This window comes from Pseudomonas fluorescens, from assembly GCF_002837185.1.
In the GTDB taxonomy this organism is placed as follows: domain Bacteria; phylum Pseudomonadota; class Gammaproteobacteria; order Pseudomonadales; family Pseudomonadaceae; genus Aquipseudomonas; species Aquipseudomonas fluorescens_AM.
Window position 1 is genome coordinate 91,796 of sequence record NZ_KZ477992.1, and the last position, 24,108, is coordinate 115,903.

General features: G+C 58.8%; 19 protein-coding genes. 15 read left to right on the forward strand and 4 right to left on the reverse strand.

Going from position 1 to position 24,108, the window contains the following annotated elements:
• Positions 1-128 precede the first annotated feature (128 nt).
• The 3 genes from CIB54_RS10095 (at position 129) to guaA (ending at position 4,068) form a co-directional block, all read left to right on the forward strand.
• Entirely contained in the window at positions 129-677 is a 549-nt protein-coding gene (locus CIB54_RS10095) for a sugar ABC transporter ATPase (RefSeq protein ID WP_065951263.1), read from the forward strand.
• Positions 678-894: 217 nt separating this feature from the next.
• Positions 895-2,364 carry an IMP dehydrogenase gene (gene guaB / locus CIB54_RS10105; protein WP_015885726.1) on the forward strand — a complete coding sequence of 490 codons (1,470 nt, stop codon included), beginning with the start codon at positions 895-897 and terminating at the stop codon, positions 2,362-2,364.
• Between the two features lie 126 nt (positions 2,365-2,490).
• Positions 2,491-4,068, forward strand: coding sequence for a glutamine-hydrolyzing GMP synthase (gene guaA / locus CIB54_RS10110; RefSeq protein WP_101219701.1), 1,578 nt, complete (start codon positions 2,491-2,493; stop codon positions 4,066-4,068).
• A 422-nt stretch (positions 4,069-4,490) separates the two neighbouring features.
• Here guaA and CIB54_RS10115 read toward each other — a convergent pair whose 3' ends face one another.
• The gene (locus tag CIB54_RS10115; RefSeq protein WP_101219702.1) at positions 4,491-5,405 is read right to left on the reverse strand and encodes a LysR family transcriptional regulator; all 915 of its coding nucleotides are present in this window, start codon (positions 5,403-5,405) and stop codon (positions 4,491-4,493) included.
• A 111-nt stretch (positions 5,406-5,516) separates the two neighbouring features.
• Between CIB54_RS10115 and CIB54_RS10120 the strand changes: the two genes are divergently transcribed.
• The 3 genes from CIB54_RS10120 to CIB54_RS10130 are packed head-to-tail and all read left to right on the forward strand — an operon-like array spanning position 5,517 to position 8,292.
• On the forward strand, positions 5,517-6,005 hold the full coding sequence (locus CIB54_RS10120) for a GlcG/HbpS family heme-binding protein (RefSeq protein ID WP_101219703.1): 489 nt from the start codon (positions 5,517-5,519) through the stop codon (positions 6,003-6,005).
• A gap of 57 nt (positions 6,006-6,062) precedes the next feature.
• A complete protein-coding gene (locus tag CIB54_RS10125; protein ID WP_101219704.1) occupies positions 6,063-7,577 on the forward strand; it encodes an MFS transporter in 1,515 nt (504 codons plus the stop codon).
• 31 nt (positions 7,578-7,608) lie between these two features.
• Positions 7,609-8,292, forward strand: a complete 684-nt coding sequence (locus tag CIB54_RS10130) for an HAD hydrolase-like protein (protein ID WP_065951268.1) — start codon at positions 7,609-7,611, stop codon at positions 8,290-8,292.
• A gap of 249 nt (positions 8,293-8,541) precedes the next feature.
• On the opposite strand, the gene CIB54_RS10135 is transcribed toward CIB54_RS10130, so the two are convergent.
• Positions 8,542-9,435, reverse strand: coding sequence for an AraC family transcriptional regulator (locus CIB54_RS10135; protein ID WP_101219705.1), 894 nt, complete (start codon positions 9,433-9,435; stop codon positions 8,542-8,544).
• 138 nt (positions 9,436-9,573) lie between these two features.
• Between CIB54_RS10135 and CIB54_RS10140 the strand changes: the two genes are divergently transcribed.
• The 3 genes from CIB54_RS10140 to CIB54_RS10150 are packed head-to-tail and all read left to right on the forward strand — an operon-like array spanning position 9,574 to position 11,711.
• Positions 9,574-10,317, forward strand: a complete 744-nt coding sequence (locus tag CIB54_RS10140) for an SDR family NAD(P)-dependent oxidoreductase (RefSeq protein WP_101219706.1) — start codon at positions 9,574-9,576, stop codon at positions 10,315-10,317.
• 18 nt (positions 10,318-10,335) lie between these two features.
• Entirely contained in the window at positions 10,336-10,737 is a 402-nt protein-coding gene (locus tag CIB54_RS10145; protein WP_065951270.1) for a VOC family protein, read from the forward strand.
• Positions 10,734-11,711, forward strand: coding sequence for a saccharopine dehydrogenase family protein (locus CIB54_RS10150; protein WP_065951271.1), 978 nt, complete (start codon positions 10,734-10,736; stop codon positions 11,709-11,711). Before CIB54_RS10145 ends, CIB54_RS10150 begins: the two co-directional genes overlap by 4 nt.
• Positions 11,712-12,016: 305 nt before the next feature.
• Here the strand turns inward: CIB54_RS10150 and CIB54_RS10160 are convergent, their stop codons facing one another.
• Entirely contained in the window at positions 12,017-14,089 is a 2,073-nt protein-coding gene (locus tag CIB54_RS10160; protein WP_101219707.1) for a TerD family protein, read from the reverse strand.
• Positions 14,090-14,447: 358 nt separating this feature from the next.
• On the opposite strand from CIB54_RS10160, the gene CIB54_RS10165 reads away from it, so the two are divergent.
• Complete coding sequence (locus CIB54_RS10165; RefSeq protein ID WP_065951273.1) at positions 14,448-14,693, forward strand: helix-turn-helix domain-containing protein; 246 nt, start codon at positions 14,448-14,450, stop codon at positions 14,691-14,693.
• On the forward strand, positions 14,686-15,921 hold the full coding sequence (locus CIB54_RS10170) for a type II toxin-antitoxin system HipA family toxin (RefSeq protein ID WP_101219708.1): 1,236 nt from the start codon (positions 14,686-14,688) through the stop codon (positions 15,919-15,921). The genes CIB54_RS10165 and CIB54_RS10170 overlap by 8 nt, the downstream gene beginning before the upstream one ends.
• 16 nt (positions 15,922-15,937) lie before the next feature.
• Here CIB54_RS10170 and treR read toward each other — a convergent pair whose 3' ends face one another.
• A complete protein-coding gene (gene treR / locus CIB54_RS10175) occupies positions 15,938-16,642 on the reverse strand; it encodes a trehalose operon repressor (RefSeq protein WP_065951275.1) in 705 nt (234 codons plus the stop codon).
• A 254-nt stretch (positions 16,643-16,896) separates the two neighbouring features.
• On the opposite strand from treR, the gene treP reads away from it, so the two are divergent.
• From treP to ptsP, 4 genes are all read left to right on the forward strand, one after another.
• The gene (gene treP, locus CIB54_RS10180; protein ID WP_065951276.1) at positions 16,897-18,339 is read left to right on the forward strand and encodes a PTS system trehalose-specific EIIBC component; all 1,443 of its coding nucleotides are present in this window, start codon (positions 16,897-16,899) and stop codon (positions 18,337-18,339) included.
• Positions 18,340-18,457: 118 nt separating this feature from the next.
• Positions 18,458-20,104 carry an alpha,alpha-phosphotrehalase gene (gene treC / locus CIB54_RS10185; RefSeq protein ID WP_101219709.1) on the forward strand — a complete coding sequence of 549 codons (1,647 nt, stop codon included), beginning with the start codon at positions 18,458-18,460 and terminating at the stop codon, positions 20,102-20,104.
• Positions 20,105-20,268: 164 nt separating this feature from the next.
• Complete coding sequence (locus CIB54_RS10190) at positions 20,269-21,489, forward strand: maltoporin (RefSeq protein ID WP_101219710.1); 1,221 nt, start codon at positions 20,269-20,271, stop codon at positions 21,487-21,489.
• A gap of 86 nt (positions 21,490-21,575) precedes the next feature.
• Positions 21,576-24,107 (forward strand): phosphoenolpyruvate--protein phosphotransferase, encoded by a 2,532-nt coding sequence (gene ptsP / locus CIB54_RS10195; protein WP_101219711.1) that lies wholly within the window; start codon positions 21,576-21,578, stop codon positions 24,105-24,107.
• Position 24,108 lies beyond the last annotated feature (1 nt).

Sequence of the window (24,108 nt, forward strand, 5' to 3'; positions counted from 1 at the left end):
GATTAAGCTGCCAGCCTTCAGGGCGCCATCGGGGGCTAGCCCCCTCCCACAGTTGACTGTGTTCACAATTCAAAATGTGGGAGGGGGCTCGCCGCCGATGACGTCAGCAGCCCCACCGCAGGACTCCCATGAATTCCCAAAGCATCCTTGTCCCGAAAATCTCCACCTTGCCCGTCCACGAACCCCGCGCCCGGGCAATCGTGCGCTGGCTGGTGCGCAAGAACATCATCAAGGAACAGCTGACCACCTGCGGCCGCACCGGCAACCGCATGGCCTACGCCCTGGCCGACGGCGCCCGCGCGGTGGTGCTGCACCCTGAAGCGCTGCCGTTCAACGAGCCCGTCAATGGCCTTGAAATCATCTACAAGCGCTGCATCTACACGCCGGCCAAGGGCTTTCTCGAAGAAGCCGGCTGCCCGGAGTGCCTGAAGGAAGTCGGCGAAGCGCTGTTCGAAAGCCTGGAAGACTGGATGCCCGGCCACACCGACAACTTCACCTGCCCGCTGTGCGGGCATGAAGATGACATCAACGGCTTTCTGTTCCTGCAGGCGTGCGGGTTTTCCAACCTGGGGTTTATCTTCAACAACTGGGCGGAGGCGGGGTTCAAGCAAAGTTTTATCGATGAATTTGCCGATTGGCTCGATCAAAAAATGAGTTGGGTCAAAGTCGAACTGTAGGAGCGAGCTTGCTCGCGAAAATCGTCAACGATAACGCGGGTTGCCTGGTTTTACGCGGTGCCTTGGCGTTCTTCGCGAGCAAGCTCGCTCCTACAGAAACGCAGCAGGTTCTCTCCATCTATCAGTATTACCAAGTTTGTCAGAGTTTTACATTGAGCCCGACAGGGTGCATGTATATAATGGCGCGCTTCCATTTTCCCGCTCGGGAGCCCCCGCGATGCTGCGTATCAGCCAAGAAGCTCTGACATTCGACGACATTCTCCTAGTGCCCGGTTATTCCGAGGTGCTTCCTAACGAAGTCAGTCTCAAGACCCGCCTAACCCGTGGCATCGAGCTGAATATTCCCCTGGTTTCCGCTGCCATGGACACCGTCACCGAAGCCCGTCTGGCCATCGCCATGGCTCAGGAAGGCGGCATCGGCATCATCCACAAGAACATGACCATCGAGCAGCAAGCTGCCGAAGTGCGCAAGGTCAAGCGTTACGAAGCCGGTGTGGTGAAAGATCCCATCACCATCGAAGCCGACGCTACCGTGCGCGATCTGTTCGAACTGACCCGCCTGCACAACATCTCCGGCGTTCCGGTACTGCACGATGGCGACCTGGTCGGCATCGTCACGTCCCGTGACGTGCGTTTCGAGAACCGTCTTGAAGTCACCGTCCGCGAAGTGATGACGCCTAAAGAGCGCCTCGTCACGGTCAAGGAAGGCGCCGACAAGAACGATGTGCGCGAATTGCTGCACAAGCACCGCATCGAGCGCGTGCTGATCGTCGACGACAAATTCGCCCTCAAGGGCATGATGACCGTCAACGACATCGAAAAAGCCAAGGCTTACCCGCTGGCCAGCAAGGATGACCAAGGTCGTCTGCGTGTTGGCGCTGCGGTCGGCACTGGTAAAGACACTGGCGATCGCGTTTCGGCGCTGGTCGCTGCCGGGGTTGACGTGGTGGTGGTCGACACCGCCCACGGTCACTCCAAAGGCGTGATCGACCGCGTGCGCTGGGTCAAGCAGAACTTTCCTGATGTCCAGGTGATCGGCGGTAACATCGCCACCGGCGCTGCCGCCAAAGCCCTGGCCGAAGCCGGTGCCGATGCGGTCAAGGTCGGTATCGGTCCTGGCTCGATCTGCACCACGCGTATCGTTGCTGGTGTCGGCGTGCCGCAAATCAGTGCCATCGCCAACGTCGCCGCGGCCCTTGAAGGCACTGGCGTTCCGTTGATCGCCGACGGCGGCATCCGTTTCTCCGGTGACCTGTCCAAGGCCATCGTAGCCGGTGCTTCCTGCGTGATGATGGGCTCGATGTTCGCCGGTACCGAAGAAGCGCCGGGCGAGATCGAACTGTTCCAGGGCCGCTCCTACAAGGCTTACCGCGGCATGGGTTCGCTGGGTGCCATGTCCCAGGCGCAAGGTTCTTCCGACCGTTACTTCCAGGACTCCTCGGCAGGCGCCGAGAAGCTCGTCCCGGAAGGCATCGAAGGCCGTGTGCCGTACAAGGGCACCCTGAGCGCGATCATCCATCAACTGATGGGCGGCCTGCGTTCCTCGATGGGCTACACCGGCAGCGCCGACATCGAAGAAATGCGCACCAAGCCAGAGTTCGTGCGGATCACCGGCGCCGGCATGGCTGAATCCCATGTCCACGACGTGCAGATCACCAAGGAAGCGCCAAACTATCGGGTCGGCTGAGGCCGACAGCTCTAAGCCACAAGTTATAAGCTGCAAGCGGAGCTGTGTTGAAGCAGTCTCCGCGCGGCTTCCGATTACTTGCAGCTTGCAGCTTGAAGCTTGCAACTGCTTTTCAGAGTTTCTTTCATGGCCCTCGACATTCACGCCCACCGCATCCTGATCCTCGACTTCGGTTCCCAGTACACCCAGCTGATCGCCCGCCGCGTGCGTGAAATCGGCGTGTACTGCGAACTGCATCCGTTCGACATGGACGACCAAGCGATCCGCGAATTCGCACCCAAAGGCGTCATCCTCGCCGGTGGCCCCGAGTCCGTGCACGAAGCCGACAGCCCGCGCTGCCCGCAAGCGGTCTTCGACCTGGGCGTACCGGTGTTCGGCATCTGCTACGGCATGCAGACCATGGCCGAGCAACTGGGCGGCAAGGTTGAAGGCTCCGAGCTGCGTGAATTCGGGTATGCGCGTGTCGACGTGGTCGGCAAGAGCCGCCTGCTGGACGGTATCGAAGACCACATCGACGCCGATGGCCTGTTCGGTCTCGACGTGTGGATGAGTCACGGTGACAAGGTCACCAAAATGCCGCAGGACTTCCACATCCTGGCCAGTACCCCAAGCTGCCCGATCGCCGGCATGTTCAGCGACGAGCGTCGTTACTACGGCGTGCAGTTCCACCCGGAAGTGACCCACACCAAGCAAGGCGGGCGCATCCTGTCGCGCTTCATCCTCGACATCTGTGAGTGTGAAGCCCTGTGGACCCCGTCGAAAATCGCTGAAGACGCCATCGCCCAAGTGCGCGCCCAGGTCGGCACCGACAACGTGCTGCTCGGCCTGTCCGGCGGTGTTGACTCCTCTGTGGTCGCTGCGCTGCTGCACAAAGCCATTGGCGACCAACTGACCTGTGTCTTTGTCGACAACGGCCTGCTGCGCCTGCACGAAGGTGAGCAAGTAATGGCCATGTTCGCCGAGAACATGGGCGTCAAGGTGATCCGCGCCAACGCCGAGGAGCAGTTCCTCAACAACCTGGCCGGCGAGTCCGACCCGGAGAAGAAGCGCAAGATCATCGGCCGCACCTTCATCGACGTCTTCGATGCCCAGTCCAACAAACTGGACAACATCAAGTACCTCGCCCAGGGCACCATCTACCCTGACGTGATCGAGTCGGCCGGCGCCAAGAGCGGCAAGGCCCACGTGATCAAGTCCCACCACAACGTGGGTGGCCTGCCTGAGGAAATGAACCTCAAACTGGTCGAGCCGCTGCGCGAACTGTTCAAGGACGAAGTCCGTCGCCTGGGCCTGGAGCTCGGCCTGCCGTACGACATGGTCTACCGCCACCCATTCCCGGGCCCGGGCCTGGGCGTGCGCATCCTCGGTGAAGTGAAAAAGGAATACGCCGACCTGCTGCGTCGCGCCGACCACATCTTCATCGAAGAACTGCGCAAGGCCGACTGGTACCACAAGGTCAGCCAGGCGTTCGTGGTGTTCCAACCGGTCAAGTCTGTAGGCGTGGTCGGCGATGGCCGTCGTTACGCGTGGGTCGTGGCCCTGCGTGCCGTTGAGACGATCGACTTCATGACGGCGCGTTGGGCACACCTGCCGTACGAACTGCTGGAGACTGTCAGTGGCCGTATCATCAATGAAATCGAAGGTATTTCACGCGTGACGTATGACGTGTCGAGCAAGCCGCCGGCGACGATTGAGTGGGAATGATGGGACGTCCGGCAGCGTCCGGCACCTACTAGCAAGAAATGCCCTGGAGCCCGCGTAATTGCGGGCTTTCGGCTTTTTGGGGGGACAGATCAGATCGCCTAATCGTCGATGTAATTGGCGCCCGCGAAATCGTAAATATCACTGCGCATCAAGCGAAAAGGGCAATGCCATGCGCACAGGGGCGATCCTCGTCGGGAGCGGTGCTTGCAGGCCACCCGCTGTCCGCTTTTGATTCATTCCTTTGCTAAACGAGGAACAGCATCTAGCCGATAGCCTTCAGTCGCAACTGGCCGCAACGTTTAAAAAACGTGAACAATGATGACATGCTGATGGGTGTCTCCCATACCCACCCCGTTATTGGAGACCCTTGAGAAGCAGCCACCTCGGCCTATCTCCCACCGCAAGCCTACGCCTCAGGGCATTTATTTCTGCGAACTTCGAAGGGGGTCGCTGTTCCATACGCCTTCGTCGGTCTCTAGGATCTGGCTAATCAGGTTGCACACAATTGGCAACTTCTCATGGCGGCGAAACAAAGCACCCACCTCTGAAAAAATGGGAGGCCCAGCGATCTCCCTAAAGACCACATTGGGCAGTTGAACAGTTTGAATCAGAACGCTGGGAATGACGGCTATACCCACACCCAGTGCCACTTGTGTCAGCACGGCGACCAGACTTCCGGGCACCGAACCAATGTATGGATCGAATTTCCCGCGCTTGGCCACTTCACGCAACCCTAATCCTTGTTCAGGTAGCACAAACGACTCGCCAGCAAGCGCACTCGGGCGAATGTCATCAACTGTCTTTGCCAGAAAATGGTCCGCTGGCAACGCAACGCAGAATCGGTCTCGGGCCAATATACGGCTGGAGATAGCGTCGGGCAGATGCACCGGCATCCGTACAAAGGCCACGTCAATCCGACCGTCCTCAAGAAGTGCCGTGAGCTGCTCGGTAGGGAGTTCCTTGGTGTTCACCATGACGGCTGGCCACTGATTGCGAAAGCGCTGGACCTGGTCCTGGAGTACCCCGAAAAAGGCGGCTGAACCCACGTATCCGATTTCCACTCGGCCAACCTGGCCTCGGCCTGCACGTTGGCCCACGTTAACAGCTCTTTTGAATTGTTCGAGAGTGGCGCGCGCTTCTGTCAAAAACGCTTCCCCAGCTGGCGTTAAAGCGACAGTCCGCTTTGTTCTATTAAAAAGCCGAGCGTCTAACAAGCTCTCCACTTCCTGAATCTGCGCAGTGAGAGTTGGGGCAGAAACGCCCAGTTGCTCGGCCGAGCGTGAAAAATGTAGATTTTCCGCCACTGTTACGAAGGCGCGGAGATGGCGTATGTCCATGGCAGCGGAACCTGATATTCAGTTTTTCTGAATTATAAAGCCATAAAGCTTTGTTGTACTGAATTATCACCGCTGTTCCAATCATTGGACTCACGACATCAGGAGTTCACCATGTTCCGTCTTCCTCACCTCGCGACTGCCTTGGCTCTTGCTGGATCCCTTGCTCTGCTCTCTCTGCCAGCCGCAGCATCGAGTTTGCCCAGCCAGCCCGTTCTGACGCTTGCCGCGGCTCAACAAATCCTCACAGCAGCGCAAACAAAAGCGCAAACGGCTGGATGGCCGTGCGTGATCGCAGTTGTCGATAACGCCGGCTCGCCTGTTCTCCTCGCTCGAATGGACAACGCTGCTGTGCCGGCAGGCGTTGAGCTGGCCCCCGGAAAAGCACGCACAGCCGCTCTATTCCGTCGTCCCAGTGGCGCGCTGGAAGATGCCATCAACGGCACTAGACCTGCCGCCATCACCGCCCAAGGCTTTGTGCTGATGCGTGGTGGTTTTCCGATCATCGTCAATGGACACACCGTTGGGGCTGTAGGGGTATCTGCGGACACACCACAGCACGATGAAGAGATCGCTCAAGCCGGGCTAGCTGCCTTTAAATAAAAGCCCTTTTCAAACAGTGCGGTTACCGTTCCCGTTATTAGAAGAGGCTGTCATTGCATGAGAAAAGAAGCGGCCATATTGGTTGTCGCATCGGCAGGCTGTGCCATGACAGTTCTGGATACGAACGTCGTGGGCATCGTTTTGCCAACCATTGCCAGGGATCTTCATGCTTCATTTGCAGAGATCGAGTGGGTCATAAGCACCTACGTGCTCTGCTTCGCTGCCCTCCTGCTTCCAGCCGGTTCCATCGCTGACCGATATGGCCGACGACGCGTCTTCCTGGTTGGAATAGCTCTCTTTGCAGTCTCTTCTCTGGCCTGCGGTCTGGCGCCTTCAGCGCCAGGCCTTTATCTGGCGCGAGCGGTGCAAGGAGTCGGCGCTGCTTTCCTGCTTGCTCCTGCCCTAGCCATCATTGGACACACTTTTCACGATGAAAAAGCACGCAGCCACGCTTGGGCGATATGGGGTGCAATCATGGGACTTACGATGGTTGTTTCGCCGCTCATTGGTGGAGTAATCAGCAGTTCACTGGGATGGCGTTGGGCTTTCTTTATTAACATCCCAGTCTGCTTATTGCTGGCGGCAGCGGTCGTGACGCTGGTGGATGAATCTCGTGACCCCACGCCCAGGACTCTGGACATACCGGGAATCGGGCTTTTCGCGCTAGGGATGTTCAGTGCCACTTGGGCACTGATCGCTGGCCCCGGTCGTGGATGGTCGAGCACCCCTGTTCTCCTGAGCATGATCGCAGGCCTGCTGTTGTTCGCCGTTTTTGTCTGGGTTGAAAAACGTCGCACCCACCCAATGCTTGATCTCCAATTGTTCAAAGCCCGACCCTTCGTCGGCGCCGTGCTTGCGATGCTCGCGTATGCCTCATCTGCACAGGTCATGGCATCGCTGCTGCCACTCTTTCTACAAAATGGCCGTGGAAACGGGGTAGTCGAAGCGGGTATCGCCATGCTTCCCTTTGCCACTGCGATGCTGGTCTTTCCGCAAGTAGGCAGGCGCCTTTCGCGCTATCTTGGGAGCGCAGAAATCCTGGCACTGGGCCTTTTAATCGTTGCACTGGGTAACCTTATTCTGATGTTCGCCGCCGTTCAGCAGGGACCACGGTTGCTGATTTCCGGCATGGCAATTCTGGGAGCAGGCGGTGGATTGCTGAATGGCGAAACCCAGAAGGCCATCATGGGCACGGTTCCTCGGAGTCGCGCCGGAATGGCGTCCGGCATCAGCACCACATCCAGGTTCACCGGCATCTTGCTGGGTTTCGCCGGGCTGGGAGCGGTGCTCGCCAGCGGAGTGAAATCTGCGATTGAAAACAAACTGATAGACGCGGGGGTTTCTGCTAAACCCGGATTTTTCGAGTACGTCATGGCAGGCGACTTCGAACGTGCTATCGCGATGTATCCCCACGAATTAACCGAAACGCTGAATGGGCTCGCTCAGCAGAGCTACAGCCAGGGATTCGCGGGCGCATTTGTGATTGCCGCTATGTTCTCGCTACTCGCATCCGCTGCGGTGTATGGGCTGATGCGCAGCGAACGAAGCTGTTCCCAGAGCCCTGCAATCTGAAAGGCGTTCTGCAAAACGTGAGTAAAATTCCATGTCGATAAGCGACCTGAACATTGCACATCCAGTAGAGACAGACGCAATCATTTTTGACCTGGACGGCACGCTCGTCGACTCTGCGGGCGACATGACAGCGCAACTGAACGCAATTCTTATCGAGCGGGATCTTGAGCCTCTTTTGGTCGCAACGGCTTCAACATTCCTCGGTGACGGAATGCGCTCATTTGCCGGGCGAGCGTTCTCCCTGCGAGGGGTGGATGATAGGGAAGAAGCGATTGATACCTTCATCTCGCGCTACAAACACACTGACCATCCGATGACAAAACCCTATGACGGGGTAATTGAAACCCTTGGCGCGTTGCGAGAAGCGGGCTGGCAAATATCTGTCTGTACGAATAAAGACGAATCCATTGCCATCGATATCCTTAGGCAAACCGACCTGTTGAGGTTTATGGATATCGTTTGTGGTGGGGATACCGTGTCTTTCAAGAAGCCTGACCCCAGACACCTGGGTGCATTGGCCGCGCGTGCCTGTCACGCAAAGCTTCCCAAGATAATGATCGGAGACAATAGGAACGATTTTGAAGCTGCACGCGGATACGGAATACCGTTTGCTTTTGCCAGTTGGGGCTATGGATCCCTGCCTGACGATTGCAAAGCCGTTTATCTCACAAAATTTAGCGATATTCTTCACATCGTTGGCTTGCCTGGGCACTGAGCAGCCGCTATGGATGGACGCTTCTGCGCGTCGGTCCACCAAATTCCGGATGCTTTGCAGGCAGCAATGTCAGAGGTTTTCCAATGGTGTTTCATGGTGGAGTCCTCAGCGTCAGGAGAGGCCCAAGGTGGATCAGGTAAAGTATGCCGTGATCGCTATTCGTTCCGGTATTGCCGCTCACTGATTTGGCTTCAATTGACTCCGTGCAGCACGGCCTGAGAGGCGTCGGTTGAGTGCTCACTTCACTGACTAGCGGCTGACGTCTCTCGTTTCCCCGAGGATCCGCCCCGCATCTTTTGCAGGGGGTAGCCCGAACACCCGAGCATAATCGCGACTGAATTGCGTGGCGCTTTCGTAGCCGACCTCGAAGGCCGCAGCCATGACGCTTTTGGCATTTGCCACCATCAGTGTTCGCGCCTGGAGCAAGCGCACGCGTTTCTGATACTGCAAAGGGCTCAAGTTGGTAACCGCCTTGAAATGGCGATGAAATGCCGAGACGCTCATCGATGCTCGTGCCGCCAAGCGTTCTACGCCGATGGGCTCGGCGAAGTCGCGGCGAATCCATTGAATAGCCATGTTAACGCGGGCCATGGCGGTATCAGGCGCTGCGATCTCTCTGAGCATCCATCCATGCGGCCCTTGTAGGACGCGGAAGATGATCTCCCGTTCGTAAACCGGGGCCAAAGCTGCGATGGCATCTGGATCTCCCATCAGTCGGAGCATGCGTATCCAGGCGTCCATCAACTCGGTCGTAACCGAGGCCACCGAAAAGCCGGGATTATTTTCCATACGTACGGCAGGTTTGGGCAAGTCGGCGAATAATGTCGCCAGGACTGCCGGATCAAGCGTCAGACTGACTGCCAGGTATGGCTCGCCAGATGCGCAGGGATGTACTGAACCCACGGCTGGTAGATCGATGGACATGACAAAGTAGGTCGCAGGATCATACCTAAGCGTGCGATTACCCACCGTCATGCTTTTGCTGCCTTGCAGAATCAGATTGATCATGGGGTCATAGACCGCCGCGAGCAGGTGCTCGGGGATCTTGCCCTGAACCATGGCCACACGCGGGATGCCTGTTTCGGTTCGGCGATTTTCAGCGCCGGCCGCCAGTAACCTGAGTTCTTTGAGTTGGTTGTCCATGGTTGGCATGCTGAAGGTATAACCACTCTTCGCGCAAGAAAAAAGTAGAAACAGGCAGGTTTCGAGTAGGAAACGATATGACCTGCCAGGCGCTGATTATTACTCTGGACGCACATTCCAACCACAGAGTAGACAGATATGAGCGTCATCGTGATCACAGGCGGCAGCCGCGGAATCGGTGCCAGTGCCGCCGAGCATATTGCCAAGAAAGGTATGGGTGTCATCCTGACCTATAACGCCAACCCCCAGGCGGCGGCTTCGGTTGTGGAGCACATCAAGGACGCAGGTGGGAAAGCCATCGCGCTCAAGCTCGATGTCTCGGATGTTGGCAGTTTCGGGGCATTTCGCGAATCAGTCGTGGTAACCCTGCGTGAAACGTGGAATGCCACGACGCTCAGTGGCCTAGTCAACAACGCCGGCTATGGCCTGTTCAACCCATTGGCCACCGTAAGCGAAGTGCAGTTTGACGATCTGTTCAACGTGCACCTCAAAGGGCCTTTCTTTCTGACCCAGGCACTGCTGCCCCTCCTTGCGAAGGGCGCCAGTATTGTCAATCTGACAAGTGCCACTACCCGAGTAGCTACAGCCGGAGTTGCACCGTACGCCGCCTTCAAGGGCGGGCTCGAAGTGCTCACTCGCTATATGGCGAAAGAGTTCGGCGAGCGGCACATACGGGCCAATGCCGTATCACCGGGTGCCATCCGTACAGAGCTGGGGGGCGGGCTGAACGATGAGTTCGAAGCGATGCTGGCGGCGCAAACAGCGCTAGGCAGGGTGGGTGAGCCTGAAGATGTCGCGCGGGTTATTGCCATGCTGCTGTCCGAGGAGAGCACTTGGATCAATGCCCAGACCATTGAAGTCGCTGGCGGCTACAACATCTGAAAAGACGAGGTTACCCCCATGCTTGATCATATTTTTTTGTCGGTAAGCGATATCGCACGTTCTATCAGTTTCTACGAGGCTGTACTGACGCCTCTGGGCATCACCGCGCGTTTGGACTACGACGGCAAGGACGGCCCACCGGGACACCCCGACCTTAAAGGTTTTGGCGCCAATGGCCGAATGTTTTTCTGGTTGCGTCAGGGGCTGCCTGAAGCGCGAACTGTCCACGTGGGTTTCGTCGCGACCAACAAGGCAGAAGTTGACGCTGCATATGCCGCCGCCATAGCAAAGGGCGCCGTCGACAATGGCGCGCCAGGGGCCCGCTTACACTACGACCCCGATTATTACGCGGCTAATGTACTGGACCCGGATGGGTACAGCCTGGAATTCGTTTATAAAAAGTGGCAGCAAGTCCAATGAGCGCACTACTGATCTACGGAGCCACGGGATATACCGGTCGTATGGCGGCCCAGCGGGCAAAAGCACTTGATCTGAATTTTATAATCGCCGGGCGAAGCCAGCAACGGCTTGCGACCCTTGCCGCGCAGTTGGACGTGCCCTATCGAGTGTTCGATGCTGGCGCAGTTCTCGAAACGGATCTGTCTGGCATCTCGGTATTACTAAACTTTGCGGGACCATTCGCGCAGACAGCAGAGCCATTGATGAGCGCGTGCATCAAGGCTGGGGTCGACTATCTGGACATCACCGCCGAGATCAACGTCTACCGGCTGGCTGAGAGACTGGGCGTTCAAGCCGCCGCCAATAAGGTCATGCTGTTGCCAGGCGTTGGTTGGGACGTCGTCCCCACTGATTCGCTGGCGGTGCAGGTTGCCAGGCGCGTTGAAAATCCGCTTGCAATGAGCATCGCACTTCAGGTCCCAGGATCAATGTCTCGTGGGTCGGCCATGAGCGTGAGTGAGATCATCGGTGCAGGCCTACTCGCAAGGGTGGACGGCGAATTGGTTGCGGCGCCTGATGCGATGCCACGGGACTTTGACTTTGGCCAGGGGCCGGTGCTTTGCGTGCCCCTATCTTTCGGTGACCTGGTCACCGGTTGGCATTCGACGGGCATTGCTAATATCGCGATGTATGTGCATATCGCGGGCGATGCGTTTCCAGAAGGTGATCTGTCGCAACTGCCTGACGGACCCACGGCAGAGCAACGGGATACGCATCGCGCACGCGCAGTGGTTGAGGTCATAGGTGCTGATGGAACAACCGCAACGTCTGTAATCGAAACCGTGAACGGTTATTCCTATACGCCACTGGCAGCTGTGGAAGCTGCGCGTCGAGTACTGAATGGCGAACGGCGCACGGGCTTTGCGACACCAACCGCAGTCTTCGGAGATGGCTTTGCCGAGAGCATTGCCGGGACGGTAATTACTCACTTCTAACTTTGGTGCTGCCAATTCAAATGGTTGATGCACGCGCTCTGGCGGAGGAGGGTGGCCTAAATTGCGCAGCGTCACGGGCAGACGGCAGGCCAGAAAGCCGTCCGTACGCTCGGTTGAATTGCGAGGCGATTTCATACCCCACCGTATTGGTGACCGGCCGCCGCTGGCCAAGAGCTGCCCCTCGCGAACAATGTCTGTCGCCCGCCAACGCCAGGGAATGATACTGACTGGTATTTTTGTTTCGGGTAGAACGCTGCGAAGCATGAACTGTCGTTTTCAAAGAACAGCAAAGGCTGGCATAGATGTTAGAGAAACTGAGATCGAATCAAATCCGTATCGAACGGTGTTATTCCTTGATCTTCGGCAAATACCGCCTGTGCCTGTTGCAGTGAAGCCACTCGTTCGCCCCGTGCTCGAACGTGTAAATCGAACAATGTCTCCAAATCCGGCCTTGGGGTATGCACCAGCGCTTTGAGCATCAACGATACCCCACTGAGGTTGTTCTGGACGTTGTTCCACCGCGGGGATGAAGTGAGCCCAAGATCGGCCCAAATCATGCGTCGTTCCTGCAAGTCCATCACGAATGGCAGACAGATCGCTGTATCGGATGCGATATCGATACGGTCGAACACGGAGCGCGGCTCAAAGACTTCACCCGACGCGGTGTCGGCGCGGGCCATCCAGCCAGCGAAGCATTCTGGAAGATCGCAGTACGGCTGTTCGGTGAATGAGTTGATAGACGTGACGACATAACGGATACCCTTTTCGGCAAGGACATCAAGGTCGAAGTCGATGAATTCCGAAGCCCCTTCGGGCGCGTCGACGATGTCGCCGCTGTGGTAGCCGCCGAAGCCCTTCAGGTTGTAGTACGCCACCGTTTGTTTGAACACGAAGTTGGCGTCGAAAAATGCGGCGGACAAGTCGATATCCGTGCGTTCACGGCCGTTCTTCCACCACAGGAACAGGCGTATGAAACGCGTGTCAGGCATAGGCAGCCGACTGCCCCGCACCAGCGTACGTAGCGACTTCGATGAGGCCCGCTGCGCCAGCGGCACTTTATATTCGCGTAATGCTGGATCGATGAAACAGCGGCCTAATGGCGCAAGCGATGCAAAACGCGCTACGAGAGCCTCCTCGCAGATTCTGGCCGCACTAGCCAATACGTCTGGGGCGAGATGTTCGCGTCGATCCTCAATACCATAGACCTTGGCGAATGCTCCTTTCGGTGTGAACGCTCGCAGGGGAAGTGGGCGGGGAGCGCGTACCTGAGCCAGCAACTGCAGCAGGACAGGTGAGGAGACTTGTGGCGCAACCGCCTCGAACGCGTCGAGAACCGATTCAGGTTCCGTCGCGCGCCGCAGGATTACATCCAGCCGTCGTGCGAACTCGCCAGGACGGTTTTGTAGTATGGGGATAAGCGTGGCGATGTGACGCTGGGCAAGTAATGTTTCGACACGTGATCCAAATGAGTCTGGCGCTTCATTGCGACGCGCCGCCGTGATGGCAGCTAGCGCTCGTGGGTACTTGTCGGCGTAATCGCCGGGATGCAGTACTTCAGCCAGGCGTTTCCATCGCTCAGCATGGCGCATTACGTCTTCTGCAGCGTTGGGTGCATGATCGAGCAGGCGCAACAGCAGGCGCCGCATCGAGCGCTTCATCGCCGTGAAACGTGTCGAGGCTGTCGCGAGTGACACGTCTCCACCATTCAGCGCGACAGCGAGCCGTAGCACGTCAGTCGCCGTGTCGACGTTTCGCTGCAGGAATGCGTCTACCCGTGCATCCCCAGCTACATTCTGAATAAGTGCACTGCCAACCTGCGCCCGGATCTCCCGGAACGGGACGGTGTCCGGCAGCAGCCGGAATACATCGCTCTTGTACTTTCGGATAAACCAGACGACGTCGGCAGTGTCCCTTTCGGAGAGCGAGGTACGCGCTGACACCAGCGGCTCGAGCAGTGACTCGAACTCGGGGATGCTTCCCGGTTCGATCACGCGGGATATGAAGTTGCCCTCAAGCATTGCAGGTCGAGAGTTTTCAGTCGGCGTTAGGCGCTGAAGCGTGAGGTAATGCAGGACGGCATTCAGGTACAACTGCGCCTCTGAGGCCGACAGAACCTGCTCCGGAAAGTCAGGATAAAATGGCCTGTGGTGTATATGAGCGCCATTTTCCCGGCGAAGGACGCCGACAATTTCGCGTAGCCAGTACTTCAGTTCTGTCGGCGACAAAGTGCCGATTTGTTCAATCAGAGGCTCTGAAAATACGCATCGGAACGCCGCGACTTCGCGGACAGCCGACGCGACCTGAGCGTGCGTGGCACCACCAGTGCCCACCGGGACGTGGACTTTGCTACGACGGCGCAGGAACATATCTTGATTCATGCTTGAGTTTCTCCCTTGCGCCGCCATGGATGAGCTGCGTGGTTCTACAGCGGATATAAAAACGCCTGCAACAAGCAGGCGCGGTGTGGAGAGCGAAACCCCTAGGTCATAGGAGGTTAGAAGGAAGGAGTTCCATAGCCACGAAGGCATTCTACGAACGTTGTATTTTGTTGTCAGGCCGCTGGGGTATCTCAACGGTAACAATCTGCGTCGCCAGATGATTAGGCTGATTTCTTCGGATGTGAGCTTTCAGTCAAGAACGTATCCGCAGAAAACACTGTTCAAGATTTTATGCATCGTATAGAGTGCATTAATTCGCAAATGGCTATTTATGCATTGTATAGGATGCATTTTGTATATGAGCGATCTAGGCACTCTGATCAAAAGTCTGCGCAAGGCCGCCGGCCTTTCACAAACCCAACTTGCGCAGCGGCACGGCATGAGCCGTGCCACTATCTCGGGGATCGAGAACAACACCATCCCGGAAGTGGGGATCCGTAAGGTCGCGGCGATTCTTGAGGGATTGGGGTATGAGTTGACCGCCATACCCAGGCATCGCCGCAAGACGCTCGATGAGTTGAAATCAGGAGGTATCCATGACTAGCCAACGTGACCGGTTGTATATCGGCGCGGGTGGTGTGTCTGCTGGAACGCTCGGGCGCGGTGAGGACGATCGGCGTGATTCGGTATTCTCGTATAACGAAAAGGTTGCTCCAGAGCATGCCGTTTCCCTGACCATGCCTGTGCGCCTGGAGAGCTACAACTGGAAGTATGGAGTCCACCCGTTGTTCGAGATGCATATCCCTGAGGGGTATCTCAAGGACGAACTTGTGCGACGGTTCAGCAAGTCGGTACGCGGCTTTGACGACTTCACCCTGCTGGGTATCGTAGGCCCGCACCAGCTAGGTCGTATCAGCATTGCCCACGATGCGGGTGGCGAGCCACTGCCTGAGCTCAAGCTCTCGGAACTGTTGGTCTATGACGGGGCGAAGCACCTGTTCGAAGATCTTCTGAAAACCTACGCGGCCTATTCCGGGGTGTCGGGTGTTCAACCCAAGGTACTGGTGCGCGACCTTGACGATACGGCCTCCGGCATTGAGCGTCTCACACACAGGGGCGCTACGCATCTGGTGAAGGCGTTCAACGAAGCTGACTTTTCACAATTGGCCGCCAATGAGTTTTTCTGCATGCGGGCCGCATTCCATTGCGGCCTGGAAGTGCCTGAGTTTCAGCTTAGTCAGCGCGGCAAATTTTTGGTGGTGAAGCGGTTCGACATCGGTGCAAGCGCCTACCTCGGATTCGAGGACATGTGTGTTCTATCCGGATGGGGGACCGCCAGGAAGTACGACGGCAGCTATCAGGGATGCGCGAAGCTGATCAGGTCATTTGTCACGCCCAATCGTGTCACCAGGGCACTGGAAGACTTCTTCCTGATGGTGGCGCTTTCTGCCGGGATCCAGAACGGTGACGCGCACCTGAAAAACTTCGGCCTGCTGTATGAGCATTGCGCAGAGGACGCGGACGTCTGGCTCGCCCCTGCTTACGATCTGGTGACCACCACGGTATACAGCAGCAACGACATCATGGGTTTGCTGCTCGGCAATTCGAAAGCCTGGCCAAAGCGCGAGATGCTGGTCAAGTTCGGACGCAGTGCGTGTGGTTTGACACAAGCCCGTTGCAACGAACTGCTGGTCAGGGTGCGCGATGGCATGACCCGTGCGATGGCGGAGCTTTCGCAATACCGAAGCGCTCACCCGGAGTTCGAGGCAGTCGGGGAGAAGATGACGGCTGCCTGGGCAGCAGGACTGGCGAAGAGTATCGCAGTGCAGTGATCTTCCCGGCTCAGGCTCAGCGCCGCGCAATATCCGAAAAGTAAAACTTGTCCAACGTATGCCGCGACTCGGTGTACTCGAACTGCCGCCCGTCCTGCAAAAACGTCTGGTTACTCACCACGATCACATGGCTTTGCCCGTCAAGGTCCAGGTGCGCCTGATCGTCCTTGCTGCGCGGCAAGGCTTCGATGGTGCGTTGCGCGTAGCTGATCTGCAGCTGCAACGTCTGTTCGATAAACGCGTAGATCGACTGCTCGGCAATCGAGCGGTCCAGGCCGGGGATCAGTTCGGCGACGAAGTGGTTGATGTCGAGGATCACCCGTTTGCCGCCAATGCGCCGTACCCGCTTGATCCGGGTGATCAGCGTGCCGGGTTCGGCCTCGATGTGCTGTTGCAATGAGCCTTCCAGCGGCACTTGGGTGAACTCGACCACTTCAGTGTGTATGTCATCGCCCAGGTCGGCATGGGTTTCATGGAAGCTCACGATGCCACCCAGTTGAAACTCGATCGGGTTGGGCGACAACACAAAGGTGCCTTTGCCGTGGATCTTCTGCGCGAAACCGCGTTCCTGCAGTTGCTCGATCGCTCGGCGCACCGTGCCCCGGCTGGCCTGGTAGCTGTCCATCAGTTCGGTTTCGGAGGGAAGGCGCGTACCGCGCTGCAGGCGTTCAGTGGTGATGCTGGCAAGCAGATCGGTATAGATCTGGTTGTATTTGCTCATGGGATGGCTCGATGCCCGGCTCTATGAAGGTGAACGGCGCTTTCAAGGCAGGAACCTTAGTGGCACCGGTGGGGTTTGTCCATTCGCCACTGGCGCAGTGGGTGGAAATGTCTGACGGACGATTTACAAAAATTAAACAAATTGTAACTCGTATAGACGAGTTGTTGATTTAACTCGTACAGACGAGTACTTTTCCCTCTCGGCGTGCTGCCAATGACTGCCACCCATAAAAACAATCACAGTGGAAAACGAGCATGAGCCACGACTATTCGATGATTGCCCGCGAGATTCTCGAGAACCTCGGGGGGCGCGACAACCTAGAGCAAGCTGCCCACTGCGTGACGCGCCTGCGCCTGGCACTCAAGGACCCCAGCCTGGTCAACAGCAGTGCGTTGAACCAGGTCGATCTGGTCAAGGGATCGTTCTTTACCGGCGGTTTGTTCCAGGTGGTGATCGGCCCCGGAGAAGTGGAGAAGGTCTACGCCGCCTTGCGTGAAGTCACGGGCCTGGCGGCATCGACCATTGCTGATGTGAAGCGCAAGGGCGCCGACAAGACCAACCCGATGCAGCGCCTGGTGCGGGTGTTCTCCGACGTGTTCATGCCGATCCTGCCGGCGCTGATCATTGCCGGCCTGCTCATGGGCATCAACAACCTGATGGGCGCCAAGGGCATGTTCATCGAGGGCCAGACGCTGCTGGAGGCGTATCCGAACCTGGATGGCCTGTGGAGCCTGATCAACCTGATGGCCAACACCTCGTTTGTATTCCTGCCGGCACTGGTGGGCTGGTCGGCGGCCAAGCGTTTTGGCGGCAGTGAAATTCTCGGCATCGTGCTGGGCCTGATGCTGGTTCACCCGGACCTGCTCAACGCCTGGAACTATGGCAAGGCGGTCGCCGGTCTCGACGGTCAGAGCCTGCCGTACTTCGATATTCTCGGCTGGTTTCAGGTCGAGAAAGTGGGCTACCAGGGGCAGATCCTGCCCATCCTGATGGCGGCCTACGTCATGAGCGTGATCGAGAAGTGGCTGCGGGCACGGGTGCCCAACGCAATCCAGTTGCTCGTGGTGCCTATCACCACCATCGTTGTGACCGGCGTGCTGGCCCTGGCCATTATTGGCCCGGTCACCCGGCACCTGGGCATCCTGATTACCGAGGGTGTGGTGACGTTGTTCGACCTGGCGCCGATGGTCGGCGGCGCAATATTCGGCCTGCTCTATGCCCCACTGGTCATTACCGGCATGCACCACATGTTCCTCGCCGTGGACCTGCAGTTGATCTCGACCCAGGGCGGCACCTTTATCTGGCCGATGATCGTCATGTCCAACCTGGCCCAGGGCAGCGCCGCGCTGGGTGTGTTCTACATGAGCCGCAATGCGCGGGATAAGAGCATGGCGTCGACGTCGGCGATTTCCGCCTACTTCGGTATCACAGAGCCGGCGATGTTCGGCGTGAACCTGCGCTTCAAGTTTCCATTCTATGCCGCGCTGCTGGGCTCGGCGCTGGGCAGCATTTTCCTGTCGCTGAACAAGGTGCAGGCGTCGGCCATCGGCGTCGGTGGCCTGCCTGGATTTATCTCGATTGTGCCAAGCGCCATTCCGATGTTTGTGATCGGCATGGTCGTGGCGATTGTCGTGCCCTTTGTTGTGACCTGTGTGTTGAGCATGAAGATTGTTCGGCCTGGATACAGGGTCGCCTGATCCATCGCTATCGGGGGCAAGCCCCCTCCCACAGGGGAATGTATTTCAAATGTGGGAGGGGGCTTGCCCCCGATGAGGCCCGCACGGCCAGCACCCAATTCTACTGAAGGAACCCACCATGCAGACCTGGCAACACTCGGTGATCTACCAAATCTACCCCAAAAGCTTCCACAGCCACGCGGGTAACGCTACCGGTGACCTGCTGGGCATCGTCGACAAGCTCGACTACCTGCAATGGCTGGGCATCGATTGCCTGTGGATCACCCCGTTCCTGCGCTCGCCGCAACGCGACAACGGCTACGACATCAGCGACTACTACGCCATCGACCCGAGCTACGGGACCATGGCCGATTGCGACCTGTTGATCAGCGAAGCGGCCAAGCGCGGCATCAGGCTGATGCTCGATATCGTGGTCAACCACACCTCTGTCGAGCATGAGTGGTTTCAGCAGGCGCGCAGCAGCCTCGACAATCCCTACCGCGACTTCTATATCTGGCGCGACCAGCCGAACAACTGGGAATCCAAGTTCGGCGGCTCGGCTTGGGAATATGAGGCGCAAACCGGCCAGTACTACCTCCACCTGTTCGACCACACCCAGGCCGACCTCAACTGGGACAACCCCAAGGTGCGCGCCGAAGTTTTCAAAATGATGCGCTTCTGGCGTGACAAGGGCGTTGGCGGCTTTCGCCTGGACGTGATCAACCTGATCTCCAAGCCCGCGGATTTCCCCGACGACCACACCGATGGCCGGCGCTTCTACACCGACGGCCCGAATGTGCACGACTACCTGCACGAAATGCACCGCGAAGTCTTCGAGGGCCATGACCTGATCAATGTCGGCGAAATGTCCTCCACCAGCCTGGAGCACTGCATTCGCTACTCCAATCCGGCGTCGAAAGAGCTGTCGATGACCTTCAACTTTCATCACCTGAAAGTCGATTACCCGAACCTGCAGAAGTGGGTGAAGGCCGAGTTCGATTTCCTGCAACTCAAGCAGATCTTCTCCGACTGGCAGTCGGGCATGCAGGCCGGTGGCGGCTGGAATGCGCTGTTCTGGTGTAACCACGACCAGCCACGGGTGGTCTCGCGGTTTGGGGATGACGGCGACCATCGCGTGGTGTCGGCCAAGATGCTCGCCACCGCACTGCACTTGCTCCAGGGCACGCCTTATGTGTACCAGGGTGAAGAGCTGGGCATGACCAATCCGGGCTTCGACAGGATCGACCAATACCGTGATGTGGAGACCCTGAACATCTTTCGCCTCAAGCGCAATGCCGGTGAGTCCGAGGCGTCGAGTATGGCGGCGATCATGCAGAAGTCTCGCGACAACGGCCGCACACCGATGCAGTGGAACAGTCAACCCAACGCCGGTTTCAGCAGCGGCGAGCCGTGGATCGACATCCCGGCCAATGCGGCGCAGATCAACGTCGAGCGCCAACGGGATGATCCTGATTCGGTGTTGCATCACTACCGCGCGCTGATCGCCTTGCGTCGCCGTGAACCCCTGATCCAGGAAGGCATTTACCGCGAACTGCTGCAAGGCCATCCCCAGGTCTGGGCGTACCTGCGCGAAGGCCGAGGCGAACGCTTGCTGGTGGTCAGCAACTTCTACGGAGCGCCGTGTGAAATCCAGTTGCCCGCGCAGGTCGTCAACGCGGCGAACGAACAGCGCCTGTTGATCAGCAATTACCCCGACTGCCCGGTGCGTACCAGCAAGGTGGTGTTGCGCCCTTATGAATCCTTCGTGCTGCACCTGACTGGGTGAAATGCCGCCTGTAGGAGCGAGCTTGCTCGCGAAGATCGTCAACGATAACGCGCCCTTCCAGGTGCAGCGTGGAGCCTGGAAGTTCTTCGCGAGCAAGCTCGCTCCTACAGGCGATCGCGTCACGCAAGACAGTAAGAAAAACAATAAAAATATCGGAGTGCTTTATGAAAACAACAATAAAGCTGGGCCTCGTTGCATCCTGCCTGAGCCTGCCCTTTGGCGCTCAAGCCCTGGAGTTTGGCGGTTACCTGCGCAGCGGCGCCGGCACCTCTACCGGCAGCGGCAAGCAGCAGTGCTTCCAATTGCCGGGCGCGCAAACCAAATATCGCCTGGGCAACGAATGCGAGCAGTACGGCGAACTGGAATTGCGCCAGGACCTGCTGACCTTCGACGATGGCTCGGTGCTCAGCGTCGATGCCATGGCGTCCCTCTATAACAAGTACGACCGCGCCCTGAAATTCCAGGGCGAGAACAACGGCTCTGCGCGTATGCCGCAGATGTACGCGCAATGGTCCAACCTGTCCGGTCTCAATGGCGGTTCGCTGTGGGCCGGGCGGCGTTACTACAAGCGTAACGACATCCATATCTCCGACTTCTACTACTGGAACCAGAGCGCCACCGGTGGCGGTATCGAGGATGTGTTGATCGGCGGCTTGAAATACAGCTACGCGCTGTCACGCAAAGACAACCTGTACCAGAAGGAATACGCCACCCGGCATGACTTCAATGTGGCCGGTTTCAACACCAACCCGGGCGGCGAACTGGAGCTTGGCTTGAGCTACATCCAAAAGGCCGGCGGGCGTGACACCAACAGCGGTTGGGCGTTGACCGCGCAGCATGTGCAAAGCGCGTTCCTGGGCGGCAAGAACAAGTTCGCTTTGCAGTATGGCGAAGGTCCGGGCACCGGCCTGGGCTACACCGGCAATACGCGGTTGGACAAGAGCAGCAAAAGCTACCGTGCCGTGGAGTTTTTCGACTGGCAATTGACTCCGCGGTTTGGTGGGCAGGTGCAGGCGGTGTACCAGAGGGATGTGCGTCCCGGGCGCCAGGACCTGAACTGGCTGTCGCTCGGCGTGCGCCCGGCGTATGCCATCAGTGAGCAATTCAAACTGGTCACCGAACTGGGGCACGATCAGGTCGAGGCCACGGGCGGTACGCGCAAGCTGAGCAAATTCACCTTCGCGCCGACCTGGTCGCCCAAGGGCCCGGAATTCTGGGCACGGCCGGAAGTGCGCTTGTACTACACCTATGCCACTTGGAACCAGGCGGCCAAGCGCGCGGCGAATGAGCTGGCGGCAGGTTCGGCGTTGTCCGACACCGGTGCCTACGGCACGGCGCGGCATGGGTCGAACATGGGCGTGCAGGTTGAATACTGGTGGAAATGACTCGTACTGATGGGGGAGGGGCCAAGCCTCCTCCCACATTTGATCTTCGTTTCCCATGAATTTAAAGAACAACAACAGGTGAAGCCATGAACCCCTCTCAACCCCTGGAACTGCTGGCACCCCTGTCCGGAATGCTGCTGGCGCTGGATCAGGTGCCGGACCCGGTATTTTCCAGCCGCATGATCGGTGATGGTGTGTGCATCGATCCCACCTCGCAGACCCTCTGTGCACCGCTGGCCGGAGTGATCAGCAATATTCAGGACAGCGGCCATGCGGTCAGCGTCACCGACGACAACGGCGTACAGGTGCTGATGCATATCGGCCTGGATACCGTGAGCCTGGCAGGCAAGGGCTTTACCCGCCTGGTCGAAGAGGGCCAGCGGGTGACGGCCGGCCAGCCGTTGATCGAGTTCGACGCCGACTATGTCGCGCTCAATGCGCGCAGTGTGTTGACCTTGATGCTGGTAGTCAGTGGCGAGCCGTTCGTGGTGCTGGCGGCGCAGGGCGACCTGATTGAAGAGGGCCGGCCGGTGCTGCGACTCTCGCCCGGCGCGGCAGCGGCAGACGCGAATGAGCAGCAGGGCTCGGCGCTGTTCTCCAAACCGCTGACCTTGCTCAATGCCCACGGCTTGCACGCTCGCCCTGCGGCGGTGCTGGCCCAGGCGGCGAAAGGCTTCAGTTCAAGCATCTACCTGCACAAGCAGACCCAGAGTGTCAACGCCAAGTCGTTGGTGGCGATCATGGCGCTGCAAACCGTGCAGGGCGACACCTTGCAGGTGAGCGCGGCGGGTGAAGACGCCGAGGCCGCGATCCGGGCGCTGGCGGCATTGTTGGCCGAGGGCTGTGGCGAAACGGTGGTGGCTGCGGCTGAACGGCTTGAGCCTGCCGCGCCGGTGTCGTCGGCTGCGCTGCTGCGCGGGGTATGTGCGTCACCGGGCTCGGCGTTCGGCCAGGTGGTCCAGGTGGCCGAGCCTGCGCTGACTATTACTGAAGCCGGCGCCGGCGAAGCCACCGAGCGCGATGCACTGGTGCGCGGCCTGCTGGCGGCCAACGAGGCCTTGCAACGCTTGCAAGCCGGCGCCGCCGGCAGTGCCCGGGCCGACATCTTCCGCGCCCATCAGGAGCTGCTTGAAGACCCGACACTGCTCGAGCAGGCCCACCTGTTGCTGGCCAAGGGCAAGAGCGCAGCATTTGCCTGGAACAGCGCCACCGCCGCCACGGCTAAATTGTTCCAGGGCCTGGGCAATGCGTTGCTCGCCGAGCGTGCGGCAGACCTGTCCGACGTCGGCCGGCGCGTGCTCAAACTGATTCTGGGTGTTGAGGACCGCGCCTGGACCCTGCCGGAGCGGGCGATCCTGATCGCCGAGCAACTGACCCCCTCGCAAACCGCGAATCTCGATACCCGCAAGGTGTTGGGGTTTGTCACGGTCGGCGGCGGCGCTACCAGTCACGTCGCAATCCTCGCTCGCGCGCTGGGCATTCCCGCCCTCTGTGGTGCGCCCGCTGACGTATTGGCGTTGGCCGAGGGTACGCACGTGCTTCTTGACGCCGATCAGGGCGAACTGCACCTGGAGCCGGACCAGGTCGACATCGACCACTCCCAGGCGGCCCGTGCGCGACAGGGGGTGCGACGTCAACGCGAAGTGGCCGAGGCCGCCCAGGCTGCCGTCACCCGTGACGGCCATCACGTCGACGTCACGGCCAACGTCGCCTCGTTGCAGGACGTGGAGCAGTCCCTGGCCCTGGGCGGCGAAGGTGTCGGCCTGTTGCGTTCGGAATTTCTCTACCTGGACCGCAACCGCGCGCCCAGCCCCGCCGAGCAGGCCGGCACCTATCGCGCCATTGCCCGTGCCCTGGGCACCGAGCGCAATCTGGTGGTGCGCACCCTGGATGTCGGCGGCGACAAACCGCTGGCCTATGTACCGATGGAAGCCGAAACCAACCCGTTCCTGGGCTTGCGCGGTATTCGCCTGTGCCTGGAGCGGCCGGAGCTGTTGCGCGAACAGTTTCGCGCAATCCTCGCCTGTGCCGGGCTGGCGCGGCTGCACATCATGTTGCCGATGGTCAGCCTGCTTTCGGAGCTGCATCTGGCGCGCAAGGTGCTCGAGGAGGAAGCGCGGGCACTCGGGCTCAGCGAGTTGCCAAAGTTGGGCATCATGATTGAAGTGCCATCCGCCGCGTTGATGGCCGATGTGTTCGCGCCCCATGTGGATTTCTTTTCCATCGGTACCAATGACCTGACCCAGTACACCCTGGCCATGGATCGCGACCACCCACGCCTGGCCAGCCAGGCCGACAGTTTTCACCCGGCGGTGCTGCGCCTGATCGCTACTACGGTCAAGGCTGCCCATGCCCATGGCAAGTGGGTGGGCGTATGCGGTGCGCTGGCCTCCGAAACCCTGGCGGTGCCGGTGTTGATCGGACTGGGCGTGGATGAACTGTCGGTCAGCGTGCAGTTGATCCCGAGCATCAAGGCCACGGTGCGTGAACTGGACCTGGTCGACTGCCAGATCATCGCCCGGCAGGTGCTGGGCCTGGAAGAAGCCGGCCAGGTGCGTGAGGCTTTGCGCCTGTACCACGCCGCCACCGTTGAAACCTCATCTGTCGTGGAGCACTGAG